This window comes from Streptosporangium sp. CA-115845 (assembly GCF_050943795.1).
In the GTDB taxonomy this organism is placed as follows: Bacteria; Actinomycetota; Actinomycetes; order Streptosporangiales; family Streptosporangiaceae; genus Streptosporangium.
The window spans coordinates 6,160,876-6,175,117 of record NZ_CP191988.1 but is presented as its reverse complement, the minus strand read 5'-3'; the positions used below and the strand labels follow the sequence as shown (position 1 = coordinate 6,175,117).

Genomic DNA, 14,242 nt, shown 5'->3' with positions numbered 1-14,242 from the left:
TCGCCTTGAGTGTATTTGGGGACATTGCTAGGGTTCACCGGGTGTGTTCGTGATGCCGCCGATATGCGTTGTTGGCTGCGATGTGGCATCCGGTGATTCACGCGTATCGATCGCCGTGAAACGCACTGCGAATTTATTTCACTTTCACCGGGATGGATGCTATGCGCGTGCGCAACGGGCGATTGCGGGCCAAGGTAACGGCACTGCTGGTGTCGCTGACCGCGCTCTGGGCGTTCACCGCATGGGTCACGGTGCGTGAGGGTGTGAACATGTTGGGCGTCACCACGCTCGACTCCAACGTCGCCCAGCCAAGCGAGAAGCTCCTCGGCGAGCTGCAGGCCGAGCGGCGCCTCACCCTGGTCATCCTGGGAGATCCGGCCGCCGGCCGCAGATTGCGCGAAGCGCTCTCCGCCCAGCGCAAGCGGACGGACGCGGCCGGCGCGGAGTTCCGTGAGCTCGTCGGCAGCAACGGTGTGCGCACGTTCGGGAGCGCCGAACTCGGTGAGCGCATCACCGACGCGCTCAAGGACCTGGACGGCCTCGCGGCCGATCGCAGGGCGATCGACGCGGCGCGGGTCGACAGGACCAGGGCGGCAGCGGCGTTCACCGGAGTTGTCACCTCCCTGTACCGCATCTACGACTCGATGGCGACGCTGGACGACAAGGAGATCGCCAGCGACACCCGCACGCTGATCGACCTGAGCCGGGCGCTGGAGACGCTCTCCCAGGAGGACGCCCTGGCCGCGGGCGCCCTGGCCGCGGGCCGCTTCACCGATGTCGAGCGCGCCACGTTCACGCAGATCGTCGGTGTGCAGCGCTTCCTGTTCCGGCAGACCGTCGACGAGCTTCCGGAGGCCGACCGCGTCCCCTTCGAGAAGCTGGCCTCTGACGAGCTGTACATCCGCATGCGGACCATGGAAGACCAGATCATCCAGGCGAGGACGGTGGTGAACCTGCCCGAGCCGGTGGAGGCCGCGCGGTGGGCCTCCGCCCAGCCCGTCCTGGACAGGATGCAGCAGGCGATCCTGGCGGCGGGCGACGGGCTCGTCGAGCGCTCCACGCCGGTGGCAGCCGGCGTGATCGTGCGGCTCGCGCTCGCCGGCGGCCTGGGCCTGGTGGCGGTCATCGCCTCGGTCGTCCTGGCCATCACCACGGCTCGCGCCCTGGTCCAGCAGCTGGAGAAGCTGCGGGCCGCCGCCTGGGAGCTCGCCAACGAGCGGCTGCCCTCCGTGGTCGAGCGGATCGGCCACGGGGAGACCGTGGACGTCGCGGCCGAGGCGCCGCCGCTCAAGTTCGGCGACGACCAGATCGGGCAGGTCGGCCAGGCGTTCAACGCCGTACAGCAGACCGCCATCAAGGTCGCCGCGGAGCAGGCCCAGCTCCGTCGCGACATCGCCGACATCCTGCGTAACCTCGCCCGCCGCACCCAGTCGCTCGTGCATCGCCAGCTGAGCGTGCTCGACGTCATGGAGCGGCGCGAGAACGACCCGCAGGAGCTGCGTGACCTGTTCCGGCTCGACCACCTGGCGACCCGGATGCGGCGCTACGCGGAGAACCTCCTCGTGCTCTCCGGCGCGGCGCCCGGCCGTGCCTGGCGCGACGCGGTCCCGATGATCGACGTGGTCCGCGGCTCGCTCGCCGAGATCGAGGACTACACCCGGGTCGACGTGATGCCCCTGGGAGAGGTGGCGCTGGACGGCCGGGCCGTGAGCGACGTGATCCATCTGATCGCCGAACTCATCGAGAACGCGGCGTCCTTCTCCCCGCCCTACACCACGGTCCAGGTCGGCGGCCAGCCCGTGGCCCACGGCTACGCGCTGGAGATCGAGGACCGGGGGCTGGGCATGAGCGCCGCGGACATCGCGAGCGCCAACGAGCGGATCGCCAACCCCCCGGAGCTCAAGCTCTCCGGCAACGCCAGGCTGGGCCTGTACGTCGTCAGCCGCCTGGCCGAACGGCACGACATCCGGGTGACCTTCAAGGCGTCCCCGTACGGCGGCACGACCGTCGTCGTCCTCATCCCGCAGGACCTGATCAACGAGGAGCAGCCGGAAGCCTCCGTCGGCGTCGGCGTGCCGCAGGCACGCCCGGCGAGCACCGGCGAGATGAACGGCACCACGTCCGCGGTCGCCGCGGTCCGCGGCCGGCCCGGCGATCCCCTGGGCATCACCGCCGGCCCGGTGCGGATCGGCGGCGCCGAGGGAGAGCCCGTCGACGAGTCCGTCCCGGGGGCCTGGCCCGAGGCGTGGGAACCCATGTCTCCTGGCCGCGTCGCAGACCAGGGCCTTCCCGCGGGTCTCGCCGATCCGGCGGCCCCCGGCCGTTTCGCCGATCCCGCGGCACTCAGGCAGCTGCCCGACTCCGGAGCACCTATGAGCCTGCCCGACTTCACGAACCCCGGGCCCCCCGCCGCACCGGGCGCGCCCGACGGCTCCGCCGCTCCCGGACGTTCGGGCGGCCCGGGGGCGGCACTGCCGCCCGTGCTGCCCCCGCCCGACAGCAGCCACACACCGGGTGGCCTCCCGAGGCGTGTTCCCCAGACGCATCTCGCCGCCCCGCTGCAGGACGACGAGGTGGCGGCGCCGGTGCCCCCGGACGACGACGCCGACGGGCGCTCCCCGGAGATGATCCGCGCGGCCATGACGTCCTTCCAGGCGGGCACGCGCCGCGGCCGCGACGACGCGGCCCAGCTGACCAGGCGGGCAGGCGATCCCGTGGACGAGGGTGGGCCCGTCGCGTGATCCCGAATCCCAATGTGTGAGCGCGTGCCGGGCCGGTGCCGATGAGGCACCGAGGACCGGCGACGGAACATCGGCAGGCAGAAGGAGAGGACAACGAGTGGTGCAGGGAACAGGATCTTTCACGGACCTGGCCTGGTTGCTGGACGACCTGGTCTCGCGGGTGGAGGAAGCTCAGCACGGAATCGTGTTCTCCACGGACGGCCTGCTGCTCGCCGCGTCGGCGGGGTTCTCCCCCGCCGACGCCGAACATCTGGCCGCCGTCGGATCGGCGATCCAGAGCCTGGGCCGGGGGGTCAGCGACCGGGTCGGTGGCGGGCCGATGCGCCAGACCATCATCGAGATGCGGACGGCGTACCTGATCGTGACGGCCGCCGGGCAGGGGGCGTGCCTGGCGGTGCTCTGCGGAGCCGATGCCGACGTCGGCCTGGTCGCCTACGAGATGGCCATGCTCGTCACCCGGGTCGGCCAGTACCTCACCTCGCCCACCCGGACTGCCGACTCCTCCTTCAGAGGCGACGGCACGCGATGAGCATCTTCGACGAGCAGCCCGAGGCCCAGTGGGTCGGCGACGAGGCGGGGCCGATCGTCAGGCCGTACGTCCTGACGCGGGGCAGGACCGAACCGACTCGCGGCAGGTTCGACCTCATCACCCTGGTGGTGACCATCCGGCAGGTCTCGTCGAGGGAGCCGGGCCTGGACCCGGAGTGCCTGGCCATCGTCCGGCTCTGCCAGTTGGCCCAGTCGGTCGCGGAGATCGCCGCCCACATGAACCTTCCGGCAGGCACGGTCCGTGTCCTGCTCAGTGACCTGCTCGACCAGGGATTCATCGCCATACAAGAACCGCATTCGGAGACGGACATGCACGACGAGATGCTGTACAGGGCGGTGCTCGATGGACTCCGTGCGCTCTAGCCGTGACGCCGGGCGCGCGAAGCTGCCCAAGGCGATCAAGATCCTGGTCGCCGGAGGATTCGGCGCGGGCAAGACCACGCTGGTCGGCGCGGTCTCCGAGATCGAGCCGCTGCGCACCGAGGAGACCCTGAGCGACCGGGGTATCGGTGTCGACGACCTGTCGGGCGTGGAGACCAAGCAGACCACCACTGTCGCGATGGACTTCGGCCGCATCACCATCGGCGACGACTACCGCCTCTACCTGTTCGGCACGCCTGGGCAGGAGCGCTTCTGGTTCCTCTGGGACGAGCTGGCGCTGGGCGCGCTGGGCGCGGTGGTCCTCGCCGACACCCGCAGGCTGGCCGACTGCTTCCCCTCGCTCGACTACTTCGAGCGGCGCGAGACGCCCTTCATCGTCGCGGTCAACTGCTTCGACGGGGCTCGCCGCTACGAGCTCGACGAGGTCAGGCTCGGGCTGACCCTCCACGAGGACATCCCGATCGTGCTGTGCGACGCCAGGCAGCGGGAGTCGGGCAAGGAGGTGCTCATCGCCCTCGTGGAGCACGCGATGCGGATGCGGCTGGGCATGCCGTCCTCTCCGGGGAGCGTCGAACCCTCCGCGGAGCGGACCGGGACCCGCTGACGCCCGTCCCCCTTCCGGGGCGGACGGATCCAGCGAGACCGTCCTCCCCGTGTAGCGGGTGGTCCCGCACGGTGGGCACGCCCACCTCCGGGGCGGATCGTCACCGTCTCGGGAGCGTTTTTGTCCCTCCGGCAGGGATGAATCCCTCCCCTTCGGACACGTGTACACGATGCCCCGTGCCCGGTGTGTCACGATAGCGGCGATCACCGGGAGTCCTACCGCGCGGAGAGCCCTATGTGTGACGATCCGAACATGCCTCTCACCGTGGCGCGGGCGCTCGGAGAGTACCGGGCGCTGCTGGCCGAGCACGGGGTCACCTGGGGTGAGGATCCCATCTTCTACGTCAAGTCGATGGCCACCGACGCCTACCTGATGGGCACGACGACCTTCTGGGAGGTCTGCTACGGCACGCTCGGCGCCCGCTACCCGGGAATGCCGTTCAATGAGCTCAGGGACCGCCTCGACGAGCTGGACATGGACGAGGTGGTCCGCGGCGTTCTGGCGGGCAGGGTGCTCGACAACCTCGCCGCGCTCCGCCTCACCAGGGAGGGCGCCGCGGTCGAGGCACGGGCGCGGGCCGTGCTGGACGGCAGCCCCCTGCGCACGACGCTGCTGGTCGACTCCACCAGGCCGGAGCCGGTCACCGTGCTGGTGGACGGGCGGGCGCACGTGGTCGGCCCCGGCGGTGCCCGGCTCATCAAGATCACGAACCGGAGCGAGGTGGTCGCCGACGGCCTACCGGTCGACCTGTCGTCACTGGCACGCCGGGCCCCCGCGGCCCGCCTGCGGGTGCGCGCGGGCCTGGCGTGCAAGTGGAGCGTGTACGGCGAGCACGGGCAGGGCTGGTATCCCGAGGGTGCCCCCGACAGGTACGACTACCACGTGATGCCCTACTTCCACGGCGACGACCTGGTCCTGGACGTCCCGGCCGAGACGCTGACGGTTCGGGTCTCCAGGGGCATGGAGTACGGCTCCGCCGAGGTCACGCTCACCCCGGCCGCGGGGGAGGAGACCCTCGTCGAGCTGACCCCCGAGCGGCTCTACGACGCGGCGGCCCTCGGCTGGTACGGCGGGGACATGCACGTCCACCTCAACTGGGCGGGCGACATGGTCGGCACGCCCGAACTCGCGGGGGCCATGCAGCACGGCGAGGACCTGCACGTCCTCAACCTGGTCGCGGGGAACGTCTCCTCCGAGCGGGTCTACGACTCCGAGGCGCTGGAGCACTGGGCGGGACGTGACCTGCCCTGGTCCGACGCCTCGCACGTGGCCAGGATCGGTGTGGAGTACCGCAACGACCTGCTCGGCCACCTCTACGCCTTCGGCGTCTCGGCTCCGCCCTCACGGTTCCACACGGGTTTCCTCGGCACCGCCGACTGGCCGCCCAACAGCGTCGCCTGCGAGGAACTCCGCGGCCTCGGCGCCGTGACCGGCTACAGCCATCCCTTCCACACGCCGTTCGCGGACGCCGACGCACCGGACAAGGCACTGCTGTGGGGACGCAACTGCTCCTCCAGGGAGATCGTCGCCGATGCGGCCCTCGGCCTCGTCGACACCCTCGACGTGCTCAGCCAGACCTCGATCACCGCGACCGCCACCGTCTACCGGCGCCTGATCGGGGCGGGCAACCGCATCGCGGTCACCGCGGGGACCGATGCGATGGTCTCCTTCGCCCGGCGGGGAAACCAGTCCAACCCGCCCGGCTGGGCGCGGGTCTACGCCCGGGTGGACGGAGCGCTGACCGCCGCGTCGTTCGCCGAGGCGGTCAGGAGGGGCCGTACCTTCGGCACCACCGGTCCCTGGCTGGAGCTGTCGGCCGGAGGCCACGGCCCCGGTGCCACCCTGGACCTGTCGCCGGGCGAGCGGATCACGATCACCGCCCGGTCGGTGGGTCCCGAGGTGCAGCGGCTGGAGATCCGCACAGCCGACGGCGTGCTGGCCGAGGGGCCGCCCGGCGAGCTGACCGCGGAACTGGTCGTCGGCGACCCCACCTACGTGGTCGCCCTCGCCACCGGCGGCCCGCACGAGCGGTCCTTCACCGGCGAGGTGTACGCCCACACCAGCCCGGTCTACCTCGACGTGGGCGGCCGTCACGTGGCCAGGGCCGAGGACGTCGGCTGGTGCCTGGAGTGGCTGGACACCCTGGAGGCGCTCCTTCGCGAGGAGGGCGTCTTCGAGACGGCCGGGCAGCTCACCGACCATCTCGACCTGATCGGCCGGGCCAGAGAGGTCTACCGGGAGCGCCTGACCTGACGGCACGCGACCGGAGCCGCTCTTCGGGAATGCATACGGGATGGGACATGCGAGGCTTGTCAGCATGAATCGCCTGGCTGAGGTTGACCTGTCACGGAAGCTCACCAAGAACGAGGCCTCCGAGCGTCTCGACGCCGCTCTCGAACGCCTGCTCCACCTGCGGCTCACGCTCGGAGGTCAGATCGGCGAGCAGCGCATCGGTCCGCCGCTGTGCGTGGTCTTCGAGGGGTGGGACGCCTCGGGCAAGGGGGGTGCCATCAAGCGGCTGGTGCGCCCGCTGGACCCGCGCCACGTTCGCGTCGCGCAGTTCGCCGCGCCGACCTACGACGAGAAGCGCCACCACTTCCTGTGGCGGTTCTGGCCGGTCCTGCCCGGCTGGGGCGGGATGACCGTGCTCGACCGCTCCTGGTACGGCCGGGTGCTGGTGGAGCGGGTCGAGGGCTTCGCCGGCGAGGAACAGTGGTCCCGCGCGTACGGGGAGATCGTGGAGTTCGAGCGGACCCTCACGGCCGAGGGCATGATCTTGGTCAAGTTCTGGATGCACGTCTCCGAGGACGAGCAGCTACGGCGCTTCCAGGACCGGGCCGGTGACCCGCTGCGGGCGTGGAAGCTCACGGACGAGGACTGGCGCAACCGCGAGAAGCGTCCACTGTACGAGGCGGCGGTGGAGGACATGCTCGCACGTACCGACCATCCGAAGGCACCGTGGCACGTGGTCCCCGGCGACGACAAACGCCTGGCCCGCGTCACGGTGGTGGAGACCGTCTGCGCCGCGATCGAGGCCGAACTCGCCGCCCGGGGCTACGAGCAGGCGATCCCCGCCGCGCCGGAGGCCGGGGCGGAGGGTGTGGCGGACGAGTAGTGGGACCGTGTCGTTAAAGCCGTTCTGACAAGAAGTATGGAAGCGGTGGGGACGCGCCGGGCACCGCCTGTCGGGGTAGGCGGCAGAATCAAATGACTGTCCGTTCGTCTGTCATCGTTCTTCGTCGTCGCGGGAGGGTGTGACGCATGCGGTTGAGCTCGCGGCTGAGCAGGCTGGACCGGAGGGTGTTCGCCATGGTGGCGAGCGCGAGGTTGCCCGGTCTTGAACGTGTCGTGCCCGCGCTGTCACGCGCGGCGGACAACTCCCTACTGTGGGCCGGGGTGGCCGGAGCGTTCGCGGTCAGCGGGCGCCGGCCGTTGCGCCGCGCCGCGACCAGAGGGCTGCTCGCGGTCAGCCTGGCCAGCCCGCTGGTCAACCTGGTCGGCAAGCAGGCCTTCCGCCGGAGCCGGCCGTCGGCAGAAGGGCTCCCGCTCGCCCGGCTGATCAAGATGCCCACCTCGGCGTCGTTCCCCTCGGGCCACTCCGCCTCGGCGGCCGCCTTCGCCGCGGCCGTGGCGATGGAGGCGCCTCGCGCGGTCGCGGTCCCCGTCGCGCTTCTCGCGGCCGCCGTCTGCTTCTCCCGCGTCTACACCGGCGTGCACTATCCGGGCGACGTGCTCGCGGGGGCCGGGATCGGCGTGGCGGCGGGACTGGTCACCCGCCGCATCTGGCCCGACGCCGGAGAGGCGGGGCACGCCCGCGCCGCCCTCACGGCGCCCTCCGCGCTGCTCGACCCGGAGGGCGAGGGGGCGGTCGCCGTGGTCGACGGCGCGGCCGACGCCGTCGCGGGAACGGCGGAGACGCTACGCGCGGCCCTTCCCCGGGCCGAGGTCGTCGAGGTGGCGCCGGGTGCCGACCTCGGGGCCGCCGTGCGGGACGCCGCTTCGCGGGCCAAGGTGCTCGCGGTGGCCGGAGGGGACGCCGTGGTCAACCTCGCGGCACAGGAGACGGCGGGCGCGGCGACCCCGCTGCTGGTCGTCCCCACGGGCGTCCGCGGCCGATTCGCCCGCGCGCTCGGAGTCGAGACCGTGCAGGAGGCGGCTGAGGCGTACCGCAACGGTGACCTCGTGGCCGTCGACGTCGGTGAGGTTGCGGGCCGGACGTTCGTCAACTCCGTCAGTGTGGGCCTCTACCAGGCGCTGGCGGAGCGCAGGGAACGACGGCAGAGCCGGATCGGCACGTGGCCCGCGCTGTTCTGGGCCATGGCCGAGGTCCTCGGCCCCGGGGGCGCGCGGCCGGTGGATCTCATCGTGGACGGTGTGTCCAGGCGTGTCTGGACGGTGTTCGTGGGCAACTGTCGTTACGAGGCACGCGGTGCTGCTCCCGCCAGGCGGCAACGCCTGGAAGACGGTCTGCTGGACATCCGCGTGCTCGCCGCCGCCGACCGGCTGCCCCGGGCGCGGGTGTTTCTCAGCCTGCTGGCCGCAAGGGTGAAGCTCTCACGTCACTACCAGCAGTGGCAGGCCGACACGCTGCGCCTCTCGGCTCCCTCGGGCCGGCTGCCGCTGGCGCGTGACGGTGAGACGTTCACGGTCATGGGCGAGGTGGAGTTCACCAAGCGCCCGCGCTCGCTCCTCGTGGTCCGGCCATCCGGCTGAGATCCGGGTGACGCCTCGACAGTGATCGGGATTCGCACCGGTCGCCGAGGGCGACCGGTGCGGAATATCCCGATCTGTTGACGCGGGCTCACTGCCGGAGCCGTCCCGATCGTCGGGCGGGCGCCGATGTTTCTAGCGGTCTCGGGTGCATCTGGCGATGGTCTCCGAGGCTGTCGGTGGATCAGCCGCCGCCGCCACCACCGCCACCACCGCCTCCGCCGCCGCCGCCGCCTCCGCCGCCACCGCCGCCACGGGGGCCGCCGCCTCCGCCGCCGCCTCCGCCGCCGCCACGGGGACCGCCGCCTCCGCCGCCTCCGCCGCCGCCGCCGACGATGTTGGTGTTGGTGTTGACGTTGCTGACATTGGCGCCGCCGCCGCCGCCGCCTCCGCCGCCTCCGCCGCCGCCTCCGCCGCCTCCGCCGCCGCCTCCGCCGCCACCACCGCCGCCTCCGCCGCCACCGCCACCGCGCCTGGCGAAGCACCTCGCGGGATTCGCGTGTTCCCTGCAGGGCTTCTGAGCGGCGGTGAGGACGGTCGTGGCGGCCTTCTGTGCCACGGTGCCCGCGCTGGCGGGCTGGGCCGACATCGCTACGGGGGCGGCGAGGGTCGAGACGACCATCGCGCCGGCTGCGAGCATGTTCCTAAGGATGATCATGAGAGATCACTCCCTGCCGAATCGGTGGAACCCTGGGAGATACCCGGGCTGCCAAGACGCCTGACCGGTATCGAGGACGACACCCGACCTGGCGTCCGGATCTGACTCACGCTAGGTGCGAAGCGTGAGAACGGTCATCTCAGGGAGGCAAAGGTAGCGGTTCAGTCTGATTGCCCTGGGGTTTCCGACAAGAATTAATCAAAGGCGTTTAATCACTTTGAGCTACACCTCAAGTGGCGAGGGTAGTTGTTTTCAAAGTTCTCCTGATCCGATGGCATGGTTTTTCCGGGAACTCCTCATGGCGCGGGCGGCCTTCTGGCGCGAAAACCTTGTTTAGGTAAGCAACGGAGCCTTCCGTCGCACACTCCAGCGGGAGCCGGGCCGACACGGAGCACGCGCCGGCAGGCCGGGGGGAACATGCCACCACCCCGGCTCTCCAGGTGAGACGGGGGTAGATCATGCTGTTCCGCCCGCGGTGATGAGCATGACCTTAAACCGCCATATTGGAGCCATATCGGAGCCGTAGGGTGCCATGAGACTCCGGCGTATTGGATGAATGTCCCGCAGCCGGCCAGGCGTTGGGGGCCTACCGGCGCACATGTCGTCGTCAGCCACGACCTGCGCTTCCCGAGGACCGCCGGTATCAGGGGAGATACCGCTGAATCCCGGCATTGTTTCACGCGCAATGATCGATGCGGCAATAGGTGGGATAAGTGACTGCCCCTCGTATTCTTGCCTGTGCCGTGGTAACCCTGGCGGCCCTGACCGCCTGCACCCTGATCCCTGACGAGCCCGTGGCCGGGCCGGCCACCGCGGGTGGCGTGGTTGGAGTGGGTCGGGGGGCCGGTGGCCAGACCTCTTCATCGCCCACCGCCTCACCCACCGTCGTGACGCTGACGCCCGAGGAATACCGGACCGATCTGGAAAAGGCGCGCGAGCCGGTGCGTGACGCGATGAAGAAGCTGGCCGCGCCCGGCGGGCTGAAGACCCTCGACAAGCGGCTGAAACAGACCGTCACCGCGGTGGACGACGCGGTGACCCGGCTGGCCGAGCTGGCCCCTCCCGCGGAGGTGAAAACCCAGCACGACGACTATGTCGAGGCCCTGCGCGCCCTGTCGGCCTCCTTCGGAGACGCCCGCCAGGACGCCGAGGCGCAGCGGCTGTGCACCGGTCCGGCCGTGCTGACCAGCATGGACAGGGCGGGTGAGCTGTCCGAGGTGGAGAAGGCCGCCGACGCGCTGAGCGGATATCCGGCGAGCGTCATCTCGGTCAAGGCGCCCAAGAAGCGCACCCGCCGACTCTCCAGCGGCAAGTTCATCACCTCAGAGAGGCGTCCGGGGCGTGCCTTCCTCGAACTGCGCAACGGCAGCCGGCAGGACGCCATCGTCGTCCTGGTACGCGGCAAGCGGAAGGCCGTCACCGTATACGTCAGAAAGAAGTCGAAGTTCAAGATCCGGGGGGTACGGGACGGCAGCTACAAGATCTACTACGCCTTCGGCGAAGACTGGGATTCCAAGGCCCGCAGCTTCACCCGGTCATGCTCCTTCGAGCAGTTCGGCAAGTCCTTGAGGTTCAGGACCGTCCACACCGCGACCCAGGTCCGCTGGACCGACTGGACGATCACAATGCACAACGTCACCGGTGGCAATGTGAAGGGCAAGCGGATCAAGCCGGGCGACTTCCCCGGCTGACACTCATCCCGCCGGCCCGCCAGGGATGCGAAGACCGCGATCTCGTCGTGAGATCGCGGTCCCTGTGTTCCCCCGGCTCCGATCAGGTCGAGAAGAGCATCCCCACCCAGCTGCGCTGGCGGTGGTGACCGTAGTGACCGTGGTGCGGTGCACCCCAGGCGGGAGCACCGTAGCCGGGAGCGCCGTGCACGGGCGGCGGCGGAGGAGGCGGCGGAGCAGCGTGGGACTGCTGTGACCACTGGCTCTCCATGCGGGTCAGCGTCTCAAGCTCGCCGTAGTCCAGGAAGATTCCGCGACAGCTCTCACACTGGTCGATGTGGACGCCGTTGCGCTCGTAGGTGCGCATGGCGCCCCGACACTTGGGGCACTGCATCTGGCTGGTCTCCTTTTTCGGGCGTGATTACCAAGTAACCACAACCTACTGCGTGGGCACAGCATGGCAGGCGCTTCTGTGCCGGACAATCCTCAGGCACGCCTCGACGAGGATCTCCTCGACCTCGTCCAGCGGGCGCCCCGCCCGCCCGGCGGTGGCCACCGCCGCCGCCGCGAGCTGTACGGTCATCGCCTGCGCCGGGATCTCCAGCCGTTCCCACGGGTCACCGCTCGGCGGGACGGCGCCCCCGCCCGCGGCGCGGTAGGCGTCCAGGAAGCGGTACCACACCTGCGGTTCCAGCAGCCCGGCCGCGAACCAGGCGGCCGGCCTGGACAGATCCCATGCCTGGTCGCCGACGCCCAGGTCGTCGATGTCGATGAGGATCCACTCGTCCGGCGCGCGGACCATCTGGCCCATGTGCCAGTCGCCGTGGGTCAGGCCGCCGGGGTCCGCGGCAGGGGAGGGCAGGCAGCCGAAGGCCCGGCGTACCGCCAGTTCGGCGGCGGAGCGGTCGCCCAGGCGGGCGACGGTCGCGGCCACCCGGCTCGGTCCTCCCGCGGCTCCCAGCGGGGGCACGGTCCGCGCGGGTACGGCGTGCAGCCGCGCCAGCAGCCGGGCGGCGGCCTCCCAGGGCGCCGCGTCCGGATCCTCGGGGTTCACCGGAGTTCCGGCCGGCCAGACGGTGACCAGCCGATCCCCGGCGGTCATGACCTCCTCGGTCACCGGCTGGAGCATGATCTGGCGCAGCGCCGGGTGGGCGGCGGCCCGCATCCGCTCCACCAGCGGTTCCCGCTCCGCCCCTGGTGCGTGCGCCTTGACCACGACGGAGCCGGCCCGCATGATGATCACGTCCGGCCTGGTCGGCAGCACGGTGCCGGCCACACCGCCGTACTCGACGCCGATCCGGCGTAATGTGTCGATCAGGTCGTCGCTGTCCACCGGGCAAGTGAACCACTCGATCCAGGATCTTGCCGAGCAGCCGCATAAAGTACGAGATATGAGGATCGGGTTTGCGGTGCCGGTGTCGGGATCATGGGCGACGCCGGGCAACATGACGCGGGTCGCACGCCGGGCCGAGGAACTCGGCTACCACGAGGTGTGGACCTTCCAGCGTCTGCTCTATCCGCAGGGGCACGACATGGGCCCGATCTACCGTAGCGTGCACGATCCGGTGGTCACGCTCGCCTACCTGGCGGGGTTGACGAGCCGGATCAGGCTCGGGGTCGCGGTGCTCAACATCCCGTTCGCCTCGCCCGCGCTGCTGGCCAAGCAGCTGGCCAGCCTGCAGGCGGTCTCCGGCGGGCGGCTGGACGTGGGACTCGGGCTGGGCTGGCTGCCCGAGGAGTTCGCCGCCTCGGGGGCGTCGTTCGAGCGGCGCGGGCGGCGCGGGGAGGAGTTCGTCCCGCTGCTGCGGCGCCTGTGGACGGAGGAGGTCGTGGAGCACAGCGGCGAGTTCTACGAGCTGCCGGCCGCGTACCAGGATCCCAAACCGCCCACCGTGCCGCCGATCCTGCTGGGCGGGTCGGCAGAGGTGGCGCTGAGGCGCGTCGGGCGGCTGGCGGACGGCTGGATCAGTTCGAGCCGCGAGGACCTCGACGAGATCGACAAGAAGATCTCCGTCGCCAAGGAGGCGGCTCGGGACGCCGGGCGCGATCCCGAGGCGCTGCGCTTCGTCACCCGGGGCGTCACCCGCATCCGCCCCTCGGGGACGGCCGGACGAGAGCCGCTGACCGGCTCGTTCGAGGAGATCAGGCAGGACGTCGACAGGCTCGCGGCCAAGGGCGTCACCGACGTCTTCCACGATCTCAACTTCGATCCGGAGATCGGATCGCCCGACGCCGACCCCGAGGAGTCGATGCGCAGGGCGGAGGCGGCACTGGAGGCACTCGCGCCCTGATCAAGCGTTTGGTTCGATAGGGGTATGAGGGCACAGGAGATGGCGGACCGGCTGGAGATCGGCGAGTTGCTCGCCAGATACGCCTACGCGGTGGACATCGGAGACTGGGAGCGGCTCGACCTGGTCTTCACCCCGGACGCGGTGATCGACTACACCTCGGCGGGCGGCATCAGGGGCAGTAGGGACGAGGCACGGCGATGGCTCGCCGAGGTGCTGCCGACCTGGCCGGGACGCCAGCACCTGATCGGGGCGACGACCATCAGGTTCGACGGGGACGAGGCGGCGGTCACCGCCTCGTTCACCGACACGCTCGCGCCGTCCAGGGACATGATCGCCGCCGACACCGCGGGGCTCATCCGCGGCGGCGGCTGGTACCACCACCGCCTGGTCCGCACCATGTACGGCTGGCGCAGCAGAGAACTGATCGAGGAACAGACCTGGCGGACCGTGTGTTAGGCCATGGCCCCTGGGTCTTTCGCGCACCGTTCCCCGCCACGGCAAGATCCGCGGACAGGGGTCGGCGAGGGAGCGGGTAGAGGCGGTCCGGCACCGTGCGATGGCCGTTCAACTGCGCGATGCTCTGATGTACGGGCCTGATGGCGCATTGTCGGTCTTGCCCTGTCATCCTGGTTCTCGTA

At 70.6% G+C, this 14,242-nt stretch carries 13 protein-coding genes; 10 read left to right on the top strand and 3 right to left on the bottom strand.

Annotated elements, in window-relative coordinates:
* Positions 1-161: 161 nt before the first annotated feature.
* The 7 genes from ACQP0P_RS29875 to ACQP0P_RS29845 all read left to right on the top strand — a co-directional run bounded on the left by ACQP0P_RS29875 (position 162) and on the right by ACQP0P_RS29845 (position 8,988).
* The gene (locus tag ACQP0P_RS29875) at positions 162-2,741 is read left to right on the top strand and encodes a nitrate- and nitrite sensing domain-containing protein (RefSeq protein WP_433360683.1); all 2,580 of its coding nucleotides are present in this window, start codon (positions 162-164) and stop codon (positions 2,739-2,741) included.
* A 97-nt stretch (positions 2,742-2,838) separates the two neighbouring features.
* Positions 2,839-3,270 (top strand): roadblock/LC7 domain-containing protein, encoded by a 432-nt coding sequence (locus ACQP0P_RS29870; protein ID WP_433360680.1) that lies wholly within the window; start codon positions 2,839-2,841, stop codon positions 3,268-3,270.
* Positions 3,267-3,653, top strand: a complete 387-nt coding sequence (locus tag ACQP0P_RS29865; protein ID WP_433360677.1) for a DUF742 domain-containing protein — start codon at positions 3,267-3,269, stop codon at positions 3,651-3,653. Before ACQP0P_RS29870 ends, ACQP0P_RS29865 begins: the two co-directional genes overlap by 4 nt.
* Positions 3,634-4,275, top strand: coding sequence for a GTP-binding protein (locus ACQP0P_RS29860; protein ID WP_350919684.1), 642 nt, complete (start codon positions 3,634-3,636; stop codon positions 4,273-4,275). Before ACQP0P_RS29865 ends, ACQP0P_RS29860 begins: the two co-directional genes overlap by 20 nt.
* A 252-nt stretch (positions 4,276-4,527) precedes the next feature.
* Positions 4,528-6,528, top strand: a complete 2,001-nt coding sequence (locus ACQP0P_RS29855) for a CehA/McbA family metallohydrolase (RefSeq protein WP_433360674.1) — start codon at positions 4,528-4,530, stop codon at positions 6,526-6,528.
* A gap of 64 nt (positions 6,529-6,592) precedes the next feature.
* Positions 6,593-7,390, top strand: coding sequence for a polyphosphate kinase 2 family protein (locus tag ACQP0P_RS29850; RefSeq protein WP_433360671.1), 798 nt, complete (start codon positions 6,593-6,595; stop codon positions 7,388-7,390).
* Between the two features lie 146 nt (positions 7,391-7,536).
* Complete coding sequence (locus tag ACQP0P_RS29845; RefSeq protein ID WP_433360668.1) at positions 7,537-8,988, top strand: bifunctional phosphatase PAP2/diacylglycerol kinase family protein; 1,452 nt, start codon at positions 7,537-7,539, stop codon at positions 8,986-8,988.
* Between the two features lie 181 nt (positions 8,989-9,169).
* Here the strand turns inward: ACQP0P_RS29845 and ACQP0P_RS29840 are convergent, their stop codons facing one another.
* Positions 9,170-9,643, bottom strand: a complete 474-nt coding sequence (locus ACQP0P_RS29840; RefSeq protein ID WP_433360665.1) for a hypothetical protein — start codon at positions 9,641-9,643, stop codon at positions 9,170-9,172.
* Positions 9,644-10,356: 713 nt separating this feature from the next.
* On the opposite strand from ACQP0P_RS29840, the gene ACQP0P_RS29835 reads away from it, so the two are divergent.
* Entirely contained in the window at positions 10,357-11,334 is a 978-nt protein-coding gene (locus ACQP0P_RS29835; protein ID WP_433360662.1) for a hypothetical protein, read from the top strand.
* Positions 11,335-11,416: 82 nt separating this feature from the next.
* Here ACQP0P_RS29835 and ACQP0P_RS29830 read toward each other — a convergent pair whose 3' ends face one another.
* Both ACQP0P_RS29830 and ACQP0P_RS29825 read right to left on the bottom strand, forming a co-directional pair.
* Positions 11,417-11,707, bottom strand: a complete 291-nt coding sequence (locus ACQP0P_RS29830) for a zf-TFIIB domain-containing protein (protein ID WP_350919669.1) — start codon at positions 11,705-11,707, stop codon at positions 11,417-11,419.
* Positions 11,708-11,752: 45 nt separating this feature from the next.
* Positions 11,753-12,646 carry a phosphotransferase family protein gene (locus tag ACQP0P_RS29825; protein ID WP_433360659.1) on the bottom strand — a complete coding sequence of 298 codons (894 nt, stop codon included), beginning with the start codon at positions 12,644-12,646 and terminating at the stop codon, positions 11,753-11,755.
* A gap of 58 nt (positions 12,647-12,704) precedes the next feature.
* Between ACQP0P_RS29825 and ACQP0P_RS29820 the strand changes: the two genes are divergently transcribed.
* Positions 12,705-13,604 carry a TIGR03619 family F420-dependent LLM class oxidoreductase gene (locus tag ACQP0P_RS29820; RefSeq protein ID WP_433360656.1) on the top strand — a complete coding sequence of 300 codons (900 nt, stop codon included), beginning with the start codon at positions 12,705-12,707 and terminating at the stop codon, positions 13,602-13,604.
* 24 nt (positions 13,605-13,628) lie between these two features.
* A complete protein-coding gene (locus ACQP0P_RS29815; RefSeq protein ID WP_433360653.1) occupies positions 13,629-14,060 on the top strand; it encodes a nuclear transport factor 2 family protein in 432 nt (143 codons plus the stop codon).
* Positions 14,061-14,242 lie beyond the last annotated feature (182 nt).